This is a genomic window from Mariniphaga sp. (assembly GCF_041687215.1).
Taxonomy (GTDB): Bacteria; Bacteroidota; Bacteroidia; order Bacteroidales; family Prolixibacteraceae; genus Mariniphaga.
On sequence record NZ_JAWLCI010000036.1, the window covers coordinates 16,042 to 32,695 of the forward strand.

15 protein-coding genes and 1 tRNA gene are annotated in these 16,654 nt (G+C 40.0%); 15 read left to right on the plus strand and 1 reads right to left on the minus strand.

The window, feature by feature from the left end:
• The first annotated feature begins 56 nt into the window (after positions 1 to 56).
• From ACESMA_RS13110 to ACESMA_RS13145, 8 genes are all read left to right on the plus strand, one after another.
• Positions 57 to 128 (plus strand) — tRNA-Glu (locus ACESMA_RS13110).
• Positions 129 to 160: 32 nt separating this feature from the next.
• A complete protein-coding gene (rpsT, locus tag ACESMA_RS13115) occupies positions 161 to 412 on the plus strand; it encodes a 30S ribosomal protein S20 (RefSeq protein ID WP_372949288.1) in 252 nt (83 codons plus the stop codon).
• A 123-nt stretch (positions 413 to 535) separates the two neighbouring features.
• A complete protein-coding gene (radC, locus tag ACESMA_RS13120) occupies positions 536 to 1,234 on the plus strand; it encodes a RadC family protein (protein ID WP_372949289.1) in 699 nt (232 codons plus the stop codon).
• Between the two features lie 15 nt (positions 1,235 to 1,249).
• A complete protein-coding gene (locus ACESMA_RS13125; protein WP_372949290.1) occupies positions 1,250 to 2,572 on the plus strand; it encodes a polysaccharide deacetylase family protein in 1,323 nt (440 codons plus the stop codon).
• Positions 2,565 to 3,491: a hypothetical protein gene (locus ACESMA_RS13130; protein WP_372949291.1), complete on the plus strand. Its 927-nt coding sequence runs from the start codon at positions 2,565 to 2,567 to the stop codon at positions 3,489 to 3,491. Before ACESMA_RS13125 ends, ACESMA_RS13130 begins: the two co-directional genes overlap by 8 nt.
• Positions 3,491 to 4,465 (plus strand): polysaccharide deacetylase family protein, encoded by a 975-nt coding sequence (locus ACESMA_RS13135; protein ID WP_372949292.1) that lies wholly within the window; start codon positions 3,491 to 3,493, stop codon positions 4,463 to 4,465. Before ACESMA_RS13130 ends, ACESMA_RS13135 begins: the two co-directional genes overlap by 1 nt.
• Positions 4,435 to 5,550 carry a GNAT family N-acetyltransferase gene (locus ACESMA_RS13140; RefSeq protein ID WP_372949293.1) on the plus strand — a complete coding sequence of 372 codons (1,116 nt, stop codon included), beginning with the start codon at positions 4,435 to 4,437 and terminating at the stop codon, positions 5,548 to 5,550. The genes ACESMA_RS13135 and ACESMA_RS13140 overlap by 31 nt, the downstream gene beginning before the upstream one ends.
• 153 nt (positions 5,551 to 5,703) lie before the next feature.
• Positions 5,704 to 8,469, plus strand: a complete 2,766-nt coding sequence (locus ACESMA_RS13145) for a phosphoenolpyruvate carboxylase (RefSeq protein WP_372949294.1) — start codon at positions 5,704 to 5,706, stop codon at positions 8,467 to 8,469.
• 25 nt (positions 8,470 to 8,494) lie between these two features.
• Here ACESMA_RS13145 and ACESMA_RS13150 read toward each other — a convergent pair whose 3' ends face one another.
• The gene (locus ACESMA_RS13150; protein ID WP_372949295.1) at positions 8,495 to 9,640 is read right to left on the minus strand and encodes a helix-turn-helix transcriptional regulator; all 1,146 of its coding nucleotides are present in this window, start codon (positions 9,638 to 9,640) and stop codon (positions 8,495 to 8,497) included.
• Between the two features lie 414 nt (positions 9,641 to 10,054).
• On the opposite strand from ACESMA_RS13150, the gene ACESMA_RS13155 reads away from it, so the two are divergent.
• The 7 genes from ACESMA_RS13155 to ACESMA_RS13185 are packed head-to-tail and all read left to right on the plus strand — an operon-like array spanning position 10,055 to position 16,651.
• A complete protein-coding gene (locus ACESMA_RS13155) occupies positions 10,055 to 10,528 on the plus strand; it encodes a zinc ribbon domain-containing protein (protein ID WP_372949296.1) in 474 nt (157 codons plus the stop codon).
• Between the two features lie 26 nt (positions 10,529 to 10,554).
• Positions 10,555 to 11,418 (plus strand): zinc ribbon domain-containing protein, encoded by an 864-nt coding sequence (locus tag ACESMA_RS13160; protein WP_372949297.1) that lies wholly within the window; start codon positions 10,555 to 10,557, stop codon positions 11,416 to 11,418.
• A 10-nt stretch (positions 11,419 to 11,428) separates the two neighbouring features.
• Positions 11,429 to 13,477, plus strand: coding sequence for a hypothetical protein (locus tag ACESMA_RS13165; protein WP_372949298.1), 2,049 nt, complete (start codon positions 11,429 to 11,431; stop codon positions 13,475 to 13,477).
• A gap of 2 nt (positions 13,478 to 13,479) precedes the next feature.
• The gene (locus ACESMA_RS13170; protein ID WP_372949299.1) at positions 13,480 to 14,271 is read left to right on the plus strand and encodes an AIM24 family protein; all 792 of its coding nucleotides are present in this window, start codon (positions 13,480 to 13,482) and stop codon (positions 14,269 to 14,271) included.
• Positions 14,268 to 15,329 (plus strand): hypothetical protein, encoded by a 1,062-nt coding sequence (locus tag ACESMA_RS13175; RefSeq protein WP_372949300.1) that lies wholly within the window; start codon positions 14,268 to 14,270, stop codon positions 15,327 to 15,329. The genes ACESMA_RS13170 and ACESMA_RS13175 overlap by 4 nt, the downstream gene beginning before the upstream one ends.
• A gap of 4 nt (positions 15,330 to 15,333) precedes the next feature.
• Positions 15,334 to 15,894, plus strand: a complete 561-nt coding sequence (locus tag ACESMA_RS13180; protein WP_372949301.1) for a hypothetical protein — start codon at positions 15,334 to 15,336, stop codon at positions 15,892 to 15,894.
• A 19-nt stretch (positions 15,895 to 15,913) separates the two neighbouring features.
• A complete protein-coding gene (locus ACESMA_RS13185) occupies positions 15,914 to 16,651 on the plus strand; it encodes a hypothetical protein (RefSeq protein WP_372949302.1) in 738 nt (245 codons plus the stop codon).
• The last annotated feature ends 3 nt before the right edge of the window (positions 16,652 to 16,654 follow it).

The window sequence follows — 16,654 nt, forward strand, 5'->3', positions numbered from 1 at the left end:
GAATAACAAAAATGAAGTATTTTTGCAGTCCCAAATTTAAGGGAAACATTAAGGAAGGCCCGTTCGTCTAGGGGTTAGGACGCCAGGTTTTCATCCTGGTAGCAGGGGTTCGAATCCCCTACGGGCTACTTAAATTTTTTAAAGATTTTAAAATAAAGAAATGGCAAATCACAAGTCAGCTTTAAAAAGAATAAGGCAAAACGAGAAAGCACGGGTTCACAACAGGTATTACGCCAAAACAACCCGTAACGCGATAAAAGAACTGCGGAATGAAACCGATAAGGAAGAAGCCGCAAAAAGTTATCCGAAGGTAGTTTCTATGATTGACAGACTGGCCAAAAAGAATATTATTCATAAGAATAAAGCCGCCAACTTGAAATCAAAACTGGCAGTTCAGGTAAATAATTTGTAGTAGAGAATTTTTCATGATATGGTTAAAGCCTCTTCGGTTTCGGAGAGGCTTTTTTCGTGCTTAAAATTTATTGTCTGCTTTATTTTTTTCGAAAAATGCTTATTTTTAGGAAACTCCAAAAAAATGAGCGAATACAAAAAACTGAAAATTAAAGAATGGGCAGTAGAAGACCGGCCACGTGAAAAACTGCTTTCGCGCGGCCCCCGTTCGTTATCCGATGCTGAACTGATTGCTATTCTCATTGGTTCCGGCAACCTCGACGAAACCGCAGTTGAACTGGGCAGGCGTATTTTAACCTCTGTGAACAACAACTTGAACGATTTGGGACGGAAAGGAATTGATTACCTGAAAACGTTTAAAGGAATAGGCGAGGCCAAGGCTATTTCTATTGTAGCGGCTCTTGAACTTGGCAAACGGCGGAAAGATGCCGAGGTGTTTGTAAAAAAGAAAATTACCAGCAGTAAAGATGTTGCCGATTTTTTTCTGCCTCTGCTCGGCGACCTCAACCACGAGGAATTCTGGGTTCTTCTGCTCGACCGGGGTAACAAAATCATCGACCATTTTATGATCAGCCAGGGCGGAATTTCAGGAACAGTAATCGATGTGCGGATTATTCTGAAAAATGCCCTGGAAAAACTGGCGGTTTCAATCGTGCTTTGCCATAACCATCCTTCAGGAACCATGGAAGCTTCGGATGCTGATATGAAAATTACCCGGAAAATAAAGCAGGCTGCTGAAGTGATGGACATTTCCGTTCTCGACCACATCATTATCGGACAAAACCGCTATCTTAGCCTTGCTGACGAAGGAATGTTGTATTAAAAAATAAAAACCGATATGATATTAATCTACACCGAAGAGTTAAATCCACGGATTGAGTACATTTCGAGATTAATTTTTTCCACCATTTTGCAGAATGAAGTTTCGTTTACCACAAAATCTTCGGAATTTTTAAAGTCTGAATTACCCAAACTGAATTATTCGTATGAGAAATTTGTTGATGAGTTTTACATTAAACCACACCGGTTTTTACATTGCAAAGCGCTCATTCAGCCTAATATTCAACCGGTTTGGTATAACGGAGAAAAGTATTTTTTTGAAAGTTCCAAAGATTCTGATTTACCCTTCGACCCATTATCAGCTTCATTTTATCTGGTTACCCGGTACGAAGAATACCTCGAATTTGAAAAGGGGAAATACAACCGGTTTCCGGCCAAAGAAAGTATTCTGGAAAAATACGGATTACTGAAAAAACCGGTTGTAAACATCTGGGCCAGACTTTTGGGCGAAAAATTGAAAGAGCGGTATCCTGAAATTCAAATTCCGTATCCAAAATTTCATTTCCTTTCAACCATTGATGTGGATAATGCCTGGGCATTTTCCAACAAAGGTTTTTGGCGAACTATGGGAGCATTGGCCAAAGCTGCGGGAAAAGGAAATTTTTCTGAGGTGAATCAACGTACAAAAGTGTTGAGAGGAACTGAAAACGATCCTTACGATACGTTTCGTTTTTTGGATGAAACATTCAAAGGAAATGAAGATAAAGTATTGTTTTTCTTTCTTTTGGGAGATTATAAAAGGTTCGATAAAAATATTTCGTGGCGGAACAGACATTTTCAAAAGCTAATTCGTGAAACCTCAGAAAAATATGCTGTCGGAATTCATCCATCCTATTCTTCAAGTAAAAAGAAGGGCAAAAAGAAACTGATTACCGAATTGGACAGGTTGAAAAAAATTACCGGTTATGAAGTACAAAAAAGCCGGCAACACTTTTTGAGGTTGAAGTTTCCGCGCACCTACAGGCGCCTGATTAAAGCCGGAATTCTGGAAGATTACACCATGGGCTACGCATCACAAACCGGTTTCAGGGCCGGAATTTGCACCCCGTTCTTTTTTTACGATGTAAAAAGAGAGGCAGGAACTTCTTTGAAAATTATTCCGTTTCAGATAATGGATGTTACTTTGCGGCACTATTTGAATTTAAAACCCCCAGAAGCCATTGAAGAAATTGAAACACTGATGCAGGAAGTAAAAAAAGTGGGCGGAACATTTTCTACTATCTGGCACAACGAAACGGTGAATGATGAAGGTGAGTGGAAAGGATACCGCGAAGTTTTTGAAAAAATGAATAAACTGGGATTTGAATTATCTGATGTTTGAAGTTGGAAAATTAAAATATGTAAGGCACAGCGAGATTGATTACGGGAAATGGGACCGGTGCATCAGCGAGGCGTCAAACAGTCGCATTTATGCAGTAAGTTGGTACCTCGACCGCACCGCTGTAATTTGGGATGCGCTGGTGTGGGGTAATTATGAGTTTGTAATGCCAGTTCCTGTCAAAAAAAAATTCGGGGTAAACTATATTTTTCAGCCGTTTTACAGTCAGCAACTGGGAATTTTTCCGGCACCTGCTTCCGAAATTGCAACTGAATTTTATAATGAAATTGTACGCAAATTCAGATATGCAGATTTACAGCTTAACGCATGTAATCTTCCGCCAAAAAATTTGAACGGTGCTCAGTTTGTTCGCCGGGAAAATTTTCTGCTTCTTTTGGGAACCGATTACAACATACTTTCGTCGGGATTTTCGAAAAACACACACCGCAACATTGCCAAAGCCAACAACAGCCGGTTGAATTACGTAGAGGGAGTCAGTCTCGAAGATTTTCTGGCATTGAAACAAAAAAACATGGTTGTTAAATTTCACCAGGCAGTAATTCAAAAACTGAAAAGTATTATTGCTTACAGCCAATACAAAGGTTTTGGCGAAATTGTTGGCGTTTATTCGCCCGGAAATGTTTTGTGTGCTGCCGTTTTTTTCCTCCGTTGGCAAAACCGGATAATTTATATGAATGCCGTTTCAACCCCTGAAGGAAAAGAAATGCGGGCCATGTTTCTTTTGCTTGATCAATTTCTGAAATCCATTACCACCAAAAATCTGACACTGGATTTTGAAGGTTCCATGATTCCGGGAGTTGCTCGTTTTTTCGAAGGATTTGGTGCTACACCTGAAACCTATTTTCGAATGAAAGTCAATCGGTTGCCATTCCCCATAAAGTGGTTAAAACGAGAAACCTGATGAGAAAATTTCCCCGTAATTTCAGTAAATCGATTAGCCCTTTTTTTTCTGAAAAATGGCTTTTTGGCCGGAATACTCCTTGTTTTTTGCCCTTTTACCATGTGGTTAGTGACGAAAAATTACCTCATATTTTAAATTATCCGTACCGGAATGTTGCTCAATTTAAAAAAGAGCTGGATTTTATCCTGAAATATTTTACACCGGTTTCACTTAATGATTTGAAAAATGGGAAATGTTCAGAAAGGAAAGCTTTTCATCTATCATTTGACGACGGGCTTCGGGAGTGTTCTGAAATTGTAGCTCCAATACTTCTTCAGTGGGGAATTCCTGCAACATTTTTTGTCAATACCGCTTTTGTTGACAACAGGGAACTGTTTCACAAATACAAGGCAAGCTTTATTCTGAGCCGGTTAAGGAAAAAACCAGATGAAAAAGCAGAAACATTTTTAGCCAGGTACGGGCTTACCACAGAAAATATTTTGAAAGCCGAAATTTCGCAGGTTGAAATTTTGAATGAAGCTGCAACTCTACTGGACATTGATTTTGCAGAGTTTTTATCCCGGCAAAAACCCTATTTAACTTCTGAACAAATAAAAAGTCTGGCTGATAACGGTTTTTCCATTGGCGCCCACAGCCACAATCATCCCGAATTCTGGCAAATTTCGGAAGCCGCACAAATTGAAGAAGTTAAAGTAAGTATGGCACATCTGGAAAAATTGGTGAAACCTGGAGTAAAAGCATTTTCATTTCCGTTTACCGACGATGGTGTGCCGGCAATGGTTTTGGAAACCATAAAAAATGAACAAATTTGCGACATCACTTTTGGAACTGCGGGTGTAAAAAACGATACGTTTGATTTTCATTTTCAACGCTACCCGGTGGAACAACCCGGTAATTTTATTCAAAACCTGAAAGGCGAATTTATTTATTTTGAACTGCGGAAATGGATGGGAAAAGCAACTGTGAAACATTAAATCCTGAAATCAGGAAAATCAGGCTGGACGAGCTGGGTGCATTTATTCAAAGTGACGAATTCAGGCAGTTTTCGCATATTCCCATTTCCTACTCGCGTGCAAAATCCTATCTCGAAAATCCGAAAGGTAACCCTGGGGATGTTGTGCTGATACTGGCATTGTTAAACAACAAACTGGTTGCATTTCGGAGTTTGTTTGCCGATGAAATTCAAACCGAAAAAGAGAAAATCAGGTTTGGCTGGTGCAGTGGGAACTGGGTGCACCCGGATTTCCGAAGAAAAGGAATCTCCAAACTGCTGCTGGAAGCGGCTTATTCAGCCTGGAACGGTAAATTAATGTTCACCAATTATGCACCGGAATCAGAAAAGTTGTACTTGAAAACCGGGTGGTTCAGACCCATTCATCAGTTTGAAGGAGTCCGTGCCTACTTGTTTCCCAAAACAGGAAAATTATTGGCTGGTGCACGTAGAAATCGGTTTTCGAAATGGATTTTTTCGCTGGTTGATTTTTGTATCGCAAGTTATTCGAATCTGAGAATCAATTTTTTTCGTCAATCAAAAAACGCGGAGATTCAATTTGAAATTGCTGGAAAACCCGATGAAGAAACTCTCAATTTTGCTGAAAAATTCAGAGAAAATTTTGTTTTCGGACAAGGTGAAAAAGCGTTGAAATGGATTTTTGATTATCCCTGGATCTCAGATGAAAACCGGGAAGTGGCAAAAAAATATCCGTTTTCATCCTGTTCAAACGCATTCAGGTATCATGCTGTAAAAATCTGGCAACAGAATGAATGGAGAGGTGTTTTCATTTTTTCAGTTCGGGATGGGCAACTGAAAACACTGTTTTTTTGGAATGTGAATGGGCTGGAAAAAGAGCTTGCACAATTTTTAAAATGGTACAGCGTAAAACATAAGTTGGAAATGCTAACGGTTTACCATCCTGGTGTGTCAAAACTTCTTTTAAAATACCGGTTCCCGTTTTTACACGTTAGAAAATATGGTCAAAAAATATACAGTTCATTTGATATTCCCGAATTTGATAAAATTCATTTTCAGGATGGTGAAGGAGATGTTGTTTTTACCTGATTTTTTGCTAACCGAAACCAAGTGGTAATTTCAACTTATTACGTTTGCGGTAACTATTATGTGCCATTTTCAGTTTAACTCAAAAAAAAGCAAAACAAAAAGGCACAGCATCCTGTTTTTATTAAAAATATCCCGAAGTCTAATATCATCAAAATGAAACATCTACTGAATGAAGTTAAGGAACGAATAGGAAAACCTTATGCCGATCTGGAATTTTTGCTGGAATGTTTTTCCGAGGTTCTCAAAGAAAATAACGAAAATGAGTTGGCGGCTCAGGTGCCCTGGATTTCGGGAAATGAACCTGATTTTAGTATAGAAAATACTGAAAAATTGTTACACCTTTTTTCCATTAGTTTTCAGTTGCTTAACCTGGCAGAAGTCAACGGTGCGGTTCAAAACCGACGTGCCCGGCAGGAAAAAACCGGACTTGAAAGCGTAAGTGGAATGTGGGGGAATATTTTCAGCGATTTAAAATCGAAAGGAATTCAGGAGGAAACCATTGCAAAACACCTTGGGCAAATTCATGCAGAACCGGTATTAACTGCCCATCCAACTGAAGCAAAACGACCTGTTGTGCTGGCGCTTTACCGGCAGCTCTACCTGTTGCTGGTAAAACGCGAAAATTCCATGTACACCAGTCACGAACAGGAAGAAATTAAACACGACATCAAACAAATTTTGCATAAACTTTGGTTTATTGGCGAAATATTTATTGAGAAACCTGCAGTGGAATCGGAGCTCGAAAATGTACTCTACTATTTTTATAAAGTTTTCCCTGAAATGTTGCACTACCTCGATTACAAACTGAAACAGGCCTGGGGAAAAGCCGGATTCAATCCCGATTTGGTGGAAGATACCGAAAACTTCCCATTGCTTACCTTTGGCAACTGGGTAGGTGGCGATCGCGACGGGCACCCGCTGGTAACTTCTGATGTAACTGGAAAAACCCTTGAAATATTCAGACTTCATGCATTTTTAGTGTTAAAATCAATGCTCGACGAACTTTCAGAAAAGCTAAGTATTTATTGCAACAAGGATTGTCTTCCTGACTATTTTAAAACCAAAATGAAAGAGTTGTGCGAAGAACTGGGAATTTCTGAAAATTTAAATTCGGTTGAACCTTTTAAAACCTACCTGCAACTTATAAAACGAAAACTTCCTGTTTCAGAAAATGTTTCAGGTGGAATTGAATTAAACGATACGCCTTCTTCGTATAAGAATTCGCTTGAACCTGAAGCGGATTTGCTAATATTAAAAAGGGCTCTCATTGAATTTGGAGCCCGTTCGCTTGCAGTTTCAGATGTGCAAAAAGTGTTGCGTCATTTAAAAGTATTCGGATTTCACCTGGCTCATCTCGATATTCGGCAAAACAGCAGATATTACGAACAGGCTCTGCACGATATTATAAAAGCAAGCCTGCCGGCAAAATATGAAACAATTTCTGGTAACCAACAGGCATACAATGAGTTTATCAGGGAAGAATTAATGCACAACCGCCCTTTTTTGAGCAGAACCGACTTGCTTAAATCGGAAAATGCGCACGAAGTTGTAAAAACTTTTCGCACCCTCGAAAAACACATCAGTAATTATTCTGAACGATCGCTTGGTTCGCTGATTGTGAGCATGACCCGCAATGCTACCGATTTATTTACAATTTATCTTTTTGTGCGCGAAGCCGGACTTTCTAATTTTAAAAACGATGGATTAATTTGTCCGCTTCCGGTTGTCCCGTTGTTCGAAACCATTGAAGATTTAAAAGAAAGCCCTGCCATTCTGGATGAATTTTTAAGCCATCCGGCAACAAAAAATAGTCTGGAATACATCCGGCAACGAAAAAAATTACCCGAGCCTGTTCAGGATGTGATGATTGGTTACAGCGATAGCAACAAGGATGGAGGAATTCTGGCAAGTACCTGGTACTTATACGATGCGCAGGTGAAACTCTCGGAAATTGCCCGCAAACATGGAGTGCAAATCCGGTTTTTTCACGGGAAAGGCGGAACCATCAGCCGGGGCGCCGGGCCTACGCACTGGTTTTTAAAATCGTTACCGGTTTCCACCATGAACGGACTGATTAGGATGACCGAACAGGGTGAAACCATTGAGCGGAAGTATGCCAACAAAGTGAACGCAGCTTATAATATGGAGTTGCTAATTGCCGGGCTTTTACGCCAAACATTGTTGAATAAATCCGGAAATCAGAGAAATAGTAAAGTCAGATCTGAAATTTTCAATTACCTGGCAAACGAAAGTTTTGAAGCTTTTAAAGAACTTACATCCCATCCTTCGTTTATTGCATTTTATGAACAGGCCACACCAATTGATGCCATTGAATCAAGCAAAATAGGTTCCAGGCCGGCACGCAGAACAGGCAAACGAACACTTGCCGATTTGCGCGCCATCCCATGGGTTTTTAGCTGGACACAATCGCGCATGCATATTTCAAGCTGGTTTGGAGTAGGTTCTACTCTTCAAAAAATGAAAATTGAGCAACCTGGCAAATATGAAACCCTGAAGATGATGGTAAAAACCGACGATTTTGTGCGGTATGTGCTTACAAATATTGATACCAGCCTCGCTGCCACCGATGAAAACATAATGAAACTATACTGTGGCTTGGTGGAAGATGAAAACGTTAAAAATGAAATTCTTGGATTGTTATTGTCCGAACTTGAACTTACCCGGCAAACCATGCTCGATTTGTTGGGTAGCCCCTCAAAAGAAAGGAGGAAAAACCATCACTACTCTACTCAGTTAAGGGCCGAAGCGCTTTTACCACTACATCGCCAACAGGTTAGTTTGTTAAAACAATGGAGAAAAGCCCAAAAATCAGGTAACAATGAGGATCATGATTTTTTGTTGCACAACTTGTTGCGCAGCATAAATGCCATTGCCAACGCCATGGGTACAACCGGGTAAATTATCTTTTTAACTAATTGATACATTAGGTTTTGGCTTCCCGGTATTTGCCGGGCGTGGTACCCTCCATTTCTTTAAAAACACGAATAAAAGTTCCAACAGAACCGAACCCGGCAGATTCAGCAATATAATTGAGCGAATAATTTTCATTTGAATTTTCTTTAATCAGTATTTTTGCCTCTGCAATCCGGTATTTGTTTACAAATTCATTGAATGAGCAGGAAAACTCAGTGTTGATTAAAGCAGAAACATACGAACGGTTTGTTCCTAAAAGTTGTGAAACCTCGGTGATTTTAAGTTCAGGTTTTCGATATGCTTTTTCTTTTTCAAATAATTCAAGCAACTTGTTCTGAAGTTGACTTGAATTCAATTTTTTTTGGTCAACTGCAGGCTGAAGATTTTCGTCTTTTACCAAATCAACTACTGTGTGGTTTTGCATGTAACCCAGCAGGCCAATAAAAAATAAAAGCGTACTGAATATAATTGAAGGAATCAGCAAAAGTATCAATGATTCAGCAAAATAATTTCGACCGATTAAATTAGCCACAATACTCATAATTGATGTGGCTACATAAGAATATAACAGGTATTTTACCCAAAAAATGGTTTTGCTATCAAGATTGGAATAAAAGTTGGCCACCCTTTTATTGTAACGTAAAACAAGTTTTCGCCCAAATATGAGAAAAAGCACCACCTGAACAACAAAAACAATTCGGCTAAAATAAAAAATAAGCTTCTGAATTTTTATGGCAGTTGAATCTTCTAATGAACCGGAACGATCGAGCAGAAATTCCCGGATATAGATTAGTTTTTCTTCGTCTGACATGAATTGATAGGCTACCAGAGTGGCCAAAGCTAATACTACAGCAGGTAGCAAATACAATAAGTTAGTTGGTTTATAAGAAGTTTCAATAGTTAATAGCTTTATGTACCAGTAATATAATGGATAAACAGCCAATGAGGAAAAAACATATATCGGATCAAAAAACTGGTATGCGTGTAAATTTTGTTGAAAAAAAACGGTGTGTGAAATGTAAACCAGGAAAGCGACACTCATAAAAATTCCCAGAAAAAATTTGGCCGGATTGTTTTCTTTTTTTGATAATAAAAGAACAAGAGCCCAAAAAAAGGTCACATACATGGGAGTGTAGATAATCAGGTCTCTTATCATACTTAATTAGATAGCTTTTGAATTGTAAAATTATACTCCTGAATTTGCGATACAAGATACAACATTTATACGATTTGGAAATTGGATTTACAGTTTGGACATTCCAGCTTCGAAAGAACACGTACTTTCGTTTTGCTGAATAATAAATAAGAAGTCCTTAAGTATATCCTAAACAGTTCCGAAGGGAAAGTCAATTTACGCTTTCCCCTTTTTTTTAAATACTTGAAGGAAAACTTTTCCTAAAAAAAAACAGAACGACAAGAAAATAAACCGGGAAAATTATTTTGACTGTTTTGCTTTATAATTGGAATCTGAATTATCTGGATAAAATTATAAAACTCTTAAAAAGCAGATATCTTTGTTTTAAAACTTTATTTAAATTTAAAAACTAAAAAAACCAAAACTCGAACTTCTATGAGCAAATCTTGCGAAAAATGTGGTAAGCTCGTTGATTCATCCGATAAATTTTGTCCGCATTGCGGAAACGCCGTCACCAATCAAACCGCTGCCAATGTGTGTCTGGCGTGTAATCACCAAAATCAGGAAGGGACATTGTACTGCGAAAAATGCGGAACTCCATTAACTGAACCCGGACCAGATGAAAATAAAAAGTCAGGGCCGCAAACATTCAGTTCTGCAGGCAATTATTCAGGAAAAATGATAAAAGGCAAAACCTCAAAAGTCTGGAAGATTTTCAGAAATACAATTATCGGAATTGTTTTGCTCGGAATTATCGCTCTAATTATCTGGTTCCAGGTAGATCCCGAGGCCGGTAAAAAATTAACCGATGTTTTAATGGGAACTGTATTTATGATTGTTTTCTTCTTTTTCGGATGGTTGTTTATGCGGGGCAAAAAAGGGAGAAAATCAGATTGGGACGATGATTAATTCATAAAAATATAAATCAATAAGTTATGCCATTCTGTGCAAATTGTGGAAAAGAAATTCCTCCGGGAGCGCGGTTTTGCGGCAACTGCGGCACTGAACTAAATACAGGTTCGGGAAGCTGCGCCAAATGCGGAAAAACTCTTGAACAGAACGAGAAATTTTGCTCCGCATGTGGGACACCTGTAAAAACCGAGCCGCCAAAACCTCCGTCGCAACCCAAACCGGAAGAACCAAAATTAACCAAAGAAGGACGGAAAATAATTAGCGGCGGGCCAAAACCGGATCACGACAAAAAGGCCCCAGCTCCTCTACCTTTGAAAAAGAAAGAAAAAAGGAAGGGTGGGTGTTTCTTCCGTACACTTCTTATTCTTTTATCTATTGTTTTGGTTTCGGCCCTGTTAATTTTTGTGGTAAATGTTTTTTTTGTTGAAAACGACGAAACCCCGGCAACCATTGCCGAAAAAACAGAAAAAGAGGACAACGACGGTTTAACCGGCACCAATATTCCCGGAATTGTAGATATTGAGCCGGGCGATGTGAGCCACCTGCCCGAAAACCGCGATAAAACAACCGAACAAATTTTGCCTGCTTCATTTCATGAAGAAAAAGCATTGAAAACAACAACAACATTAGTTGAAAAAGCTTTTGCCTCAGCGGATACTACTCAATTGAAAAACCTGTTAACCCCTCAAAGTCTAAAAAAATATTCAGGGAAATTCAGCGCAATCCAACCCGAAATGGCAAAGTATGCAAAAGCACTGACTTCCAAGAAATTAATTTTGAAAACCGATATTTATGCCTTGTATAGCATTGAAGATAAAGATGGTAACAAATTCTCGACAGAGTTTGCACAAGTTGAATCCGGGGTGTGGAAATTAGTAAGATTTTAAAGTGAATGAAATGAAAAAGATAACGATAAAATCAAAATTAAAAATTGCTTTCCCGGTTATTTTGGGATTGCTTTTTTTAAGTTATGGTAACAAAACCAGCCACCCTGCTATCAATAAAATAATTGTTGATGGTTTTGTTTCCATAAATAACAAGTATGAATTTTCAATGGTGAAATTTCAGGACTATGTTTTTAACCTGAATATTGGAAAACTAAAAGGCGATTTCATTGTGGAATCCGGGTTGTTTAATCCATCGGAAGTTAGCCGGGTTGGCGATATTTCCGTGGGTGAACAAAACACGACCTACACGGAGAGATCGCAGGAAATTACAGCGCAACAATGGATTGAGCACGGCGGATATTCAGCCGATGTGCCGGAAGTACCAGCCAGTTTGCGCCATTTTTACGATCCGACCCACCCCGAAGGAGAGCGCCATTTAACCGACCAGGTAAACTCAAAATTGTTTGCATGGGCCCAGTCGTTCCTCAAAAACCCCGAAACAAACGGTATTGACTGGGCAATTGGAGAACAAGGAAACTTTGGTGTACTTGAGCATATTTATACCTGGGAGCACGGGAAAAAATACCTGATGGCGGCACTGCAACAGCCCGACATTGCCAAGCGTAAGGAATTAATGGCGAAAGCCTGGCGCTCGCTCGGAGAAACATTGCACATGATTGCCGACAATGGCTGCCCTGCCCATGTTCGTAACGACGGGCACCCTTCCCTGCCATTGCCCATTTTTTCCTACTTCGGAAATCCCGACCCCTACGAAGAAATTATGGCGGTAAGTTCAACAGCTGGTTTTGACGGCGGCCCCATTGATGAGGATTTAAAAGAATCATTCAGAACGGCAAAAAAAGTACATGAAATTGCCCATGAACTTGCGGTTTTTACAAATAAAAATTTCTTTACCAACGAAACAATTTCAGGTACCGACTGGAAAGGAAATGTCGTAAAACCAATTGCCCATCCCGATTATGTTTATGATTCGCCCAAACTTAGCGCTTCAGCCTACAAAAATGATTATTACTATTACCGCACAATTGCCGGAACAGAAGTAAAAATGTGTACCGACATGCAGTTTTTTAAGGGTCTCGCTCTTTACCGTACTGATCCGTATATCGATCAGGCTTGTGTGGAATCACAGGCAAAAGTCCTGATTCCGGCAATAAAGGAAGCTGGTATTCATACAGTAAGACTTTTTATCCCGGCCTTGCAGGTTGAAATTACAAATATTGAGGAAGATGGCAGGATTACAGGTAAAATTACTCACAAAACCGACGAAGAATATCCTAAACCCGTTTTATATAACGGCCCCGTAAATATAAAAAATACCCGCCTCGAAATTATCAATACTTTTACTGCCTTTAACGGAAAGTTTGAAGGAAGGCTGGGTAAAGCCGGCTCAGATATTTTTGCAGAAATAGATTTTGGAGGAGTTGCCGTCCGCTCAAAAAGCAAAAAAGCCGATGTTTCAGCCTTTACACTGGGACACAAAAGCAATAAGACTCCTGACCAAATAGGCTGGCCCTCCAGCTATGCATTAAACGATCCGCTGAGTCGTTTACTCACCATTCGCAGTTTCAACTTTGTGGTTTCCGAAGACGGATTTTTTGAAACCCGAATACCGGGCTATACAACACGCAATAGTTATAATGAAAAAAAAGGATTTAATATAAACAACGGGGTTTACGAACAAATAGGCGATGTAAAATTAACAGGCCATATCGAGCAAATGAGAAAAGTGGATGAATACATTCAAAAAGGAGGTTCAGGACTTGGAACTAAAGTTGGCACAATGACTTATGCAAGTTCAGGAAGTTTCTCTGATAAAGAAGAATTGTACCCGGGGTCAAGCCAGACTCAAACCAATAAAGAATACAAATTTACTGTTTCAGCAAAATATGATTTATACGTTATTATCGATGGCAGCAAAATGAGTGCGCCCGTAGCCATTCAGGCGCGTCTGGTGGAGGGCACTGAAAGGTTCACCGGACTTCCTGCCGGAATGTCGAAAGGGGTAAAAGAATCAATAACTTTTGAAATTAATAAATAGATATGGCATTCTGTTCAAATTGTGGAAATGAAATAAAACCCGGGGCTGCTTTTTGCGGAAATTGCGGAACCCCGGTAGTTCAGCCCGTTTCGCCGTCCACGCAGCAAACCGGCGGGCAGGTTACTTTCGATGTAATTAACCGCGAACGGCTAAACATGGTAAAAGTGGAACTCGAAAATGCCACATTCCGCTACGAGGCAGGAGCGATGCACTACATGAAAGGAAACCTTGAAATGCAGTCGAATGCTCCGGGAATGGGCAAAATTTTTAAATCGATGATTACCAAGGAGAAAATTATCAAACCGGTAATCACCGGAACAGGTACGGTTTTTTTACAGCCTTCGTTTGGCGAATTTACCATTCTTGAACTGCAAAACGATGAATGGATTCTCGACCAGGGCGCATATTACGCATCGGAAATTGATGTTGAATTGGGTGCGTACACCAACCGCGCCATCAGTGCACTGTTTTCGGGCGAAAAATGGTTTCAAACCGTGGTTGCCGGAAGCGGAAAAGTAATTATTAATTCGGCCGGGCCACTGGAAGAAATGGTACTGGTAAATGATAAACTGGTCGTTGACGGACGTTTTGCCGTGGCCCGAACTTCGGGCATCGAGTTAAAAGTTACCAAAGCCACAAGCGGTATTTTTTCAACCGTAATTTCAGGCGAAGGGCTGGTAAACACGTTCACCGGAACCGGAAAAGTTTTGATAGCACCAGTTGACAACTACTTTAACACACTAATTCACACCGTTCGGGCTATTAATAATAATGTTTTACGACTTCAAAAATGAAAAAATTAAATGGACTATTTTTTGGTTTCCTGCTGTTTGGTTTTTTATTCGGGTTATCCGGAAATTTGCTGGCACAAAAGGTTTTAAGTGAAACCGAAACCAACTGGGTTCTCGAGGCGCAGGCTGAAATGGAGAAAGCGCTGAATGACCCGGCTTTAACCGAACAGCAACGGTTGGAAATGGTGGAACACAGTACCCGGGTTTTAAAAGAATACGGTCAGCCGCCGGCTTTCCCCGACGATGCCATTCCGCTAAAAAAACAAACCGATGCACGTTTTGATCAGTTAAAAACGAATATCACAGAACTTTCTAACTGGTCGCTAAACCTGGAATTTCAAACGCTCGAGCAAAAGAATAAAATTATTAACTCCATGCAAATTTCAGTGGTTGAAGAACAAATCAAATTTTTAATTCCCGGCGTTACACCAATCCAACTTTCGAAAGATGTGGTGAATACGGTTTTCGACTGGAATATAACCGATGGAGTTAATCAAGGTGCAATGGGCGATGCCAAAGGTCTGGCTGCGCGATTTAAACAGCTTGCCGAATCAAAAGAACTCATCAAAAGAATCAATTTGCTGGTTGAAAATCAAAAAGATTCGCTTCGGGAAGTTTTTGTTGAAAAAGAAAAATACGACCTCCTGGATGAAAAACTCAGAAAACAATACGAATACACACAGGCATCTACCATTACCCAGCGCGGATACGAAGGAGCCCAACTTGCAGGCATTTCAAATTCTGATAATACAGGCTTCAAAGCAAATGTTTTGGTCGGTACCTGGAAATTCGGATATGAACAGACCGGTTATTTTTACTGGACATTTAAAAATGATGGCGCCTGGGTGTTTGAGGATAAAATGAATGACGGGGAAGAACCTTTAACCGGAAAGTATTCACTTGCCGGCACCTTGCTCAGGCTTAGCGGTCCCAAAAGCCAGTGTGAAGATGTGGAAGGAAGTTATAATGTTGACATCGAACCTGAGGAGTTCCGGATTCGGGTAGTACAGGATCCATGTATGAGCCGGAAACTTACGTTAAGCCATGTTTGGAAAAAATAGATAAATGGCCTATTCGAACAAAATACACGACCAGGCATTCGACAAGTACCTGCAAAACAGTAAGAATTGGAAGTTTCAGTTTTCACTCATCCTGGCTGCCCTGGCAATTACCGGGTTTTGGATGTATGGGGCTTTCAGCGACGAGATGGATAACCCGGAGGCGCTGCAAATCGGGTTGGTTATTGCACTCATGTTTATTGTGATTGGTTTTTTTTCAGGAAGATCAAAATCGGCAACCCGCGACTGGGACGGCGTAGTTATCGACAAAAAAATCAAAAAAACTTACAAAGACATTAAATATCAGAGGACAAAAGCCGAACATTATTCGTTCACTGTTTTTATAAAAAGCGAAACCGGGAAAGTACACGAAATCTGGTCAGAAAACGACGACACAGTTTACAATTACTATAAAATTGGCGACAAAGTGCGGTATCATTCCAGGTTAAAATCGTACGAAAAGTTCGACAAATCGGGCGATGAAATTATTTTTTGCAATGCCTGCGCGTTTTTGCACGATATTGAGGAAGATGTTTGCCTGAATTGCGGCTGCCCCCTGTTAAAATAAAATTTAATTATCGGATAAAATGAAGGAATTGGTTTCAACAATAAAAAACAAACAACGAACAACGGCACGTACTTTTCATGTGCTGGCGCTTTTGGGTGTAATTATGGTAATTGTCCCAAATGTGAAAGGCCACACGCTTTCCGGAGCCTGGGCACTTGCTTTTCTGGCTGCGTTTGTAACTATAACATCTTTTGTAGTGGGCCTGATTTTTTCGCGCCGCGCCAAAAAAATGGACAGTTTGCAAAGCGGCGAAAAACTTTTGGTACACCTCGAAATGACCGGGGAAATGAAAAAACAATACGCCACCGCCCTCCGCGACGAAAGCCGTGCAAAAAACAAGGCGGTTATGTGGGTTGTTGGGGTTTTATTTGTGGTGATTACCATTCCCTTTTTGTTTTTTCTTGAAAAGGATGAAATCGTTGGTTTCGTGTTCATAATGGCCGCAATCTTCTTTGTCGTTTTTGTGGCTTCAAAATTTTTCCCTGTTTATTATTACCGCAAAAACCTGAAAGGAGACAATCAAATTCTGATTGGTGAAAAATACGCCTATTTTAACGGGTATTTTCACAACTGGGATTATCCGCTTTCCGGCTTTTCAAAGGTAAAAGCCATAAAAGAACCTTTTCATGGAATTTATCTCGCGTACTATTACACCGACCTCACTTGGCGGCACACCCATGAAATTAAATTTCCGCTGCCCGAAAATTTCGACCCGAAGCCAATTGTTGAACGGTTAAGAAGTTCAAACAAAAAATAAAAG

Coding starts and splice junctions, on each gene's coding strand:
- ACESMA_RS13170 (WP_372949299.1), top strand. CDS start 13,480: ATGGCATTCTGTTCAAATTGTGGAAATGAAATAAAACCCGGGGCTGCT.
- ACESMA_RS13140 (WP_372949293.1), top strand. CDS start 4,435: ATGGATGGGAAAAGCAACTGTGAAACATTAAATCCTGAAATCAGGAAA.
- ACESMA_RS13165 (WP_372949298.1), top strand. CDS start 11,429: ATGAAAAAGATAACGATAAAATCAAAATTAAAAATTGCTTTCCCGGTT.
- rpsT (WP_372949288.1), top strand. CDS start 161: ATGGCAAATCACAAGTCAGCTTTAAAAAGAATAAGGCAAAACGAGAAA.
- ACESMA_RS13160 (WP_372949297.1), top strand. CDS start 10,555: ATGCCATTCTGTGCAAATTGTGGAAAAGAAATTCCTCCGGGAGCGCGG.
- ACESMA_RS13135 (WP_372949292.1), top strand. CDS start 3,491: ATGAGAAAATTTCCCCGTAATTTCAGTAAATCGATTAGCCCTTTTTTT.
- ACESMA_RS13180 (WP_372949301.1), top strand. CDS start 15,334: ATGGCCTATTCGAACAAAATACACGACCAGGCATTCGACAAGTACCTG.
- ACESMA_RS13185 (WP_372949302.1), top strand. CDS start 15,914: ATGAAGGAATTGGTTTCAACAATAAAAAACAAACAACGAACAACGGCA.
- ACESMA_RS13175 (WP_372949300.1), top strand. CDS start 14,268: ATGAAAAAATTAAATGGACTATTTTTTGGTTTCCTGCTGTTTGGTTTT.
- ACESMA_RS13155 (WP_372949296.1), top strand. CDS start 10,055: ATGAGCAAATCTTGCGAAAAATGTGGTAAGCTCGTTGATTCATCCGAT.
- ACESMA_RS13130 (WP_372949291.1), top strand. CDS start 2,565: ATGTTTGAAGTTGGAAAATTAAAATATGTAAGGCACAGCGAGATTGAT.
- radC (WP_372949289.1), top strand. CDS start 536: ATGAGCGAATACAAAAAACTGAAAATTAAAGAATGGGCAGTAGAAGAC.
- ACESMA_RS13145 (WP_372949294.1), top strand. CDS start 5,704: ATGAAACATCTACTGAATGAAGTTAAGGAACGAATAGGAAAACCTTAT.
- ACESMA_RS13150 (WP_372949295.1), bottom strand. CDS start 9,640: ATGATAAGAGACCTGATTATCTACACTCCCATGTATGTGACCTTTTTT.
- ACESMA_RS13125 (WP_372949290.1), top strand. CDS start 1,250: ATGATATTAATCTACACCGAAGAGTTAAATCCACGGATTGAGTACATT.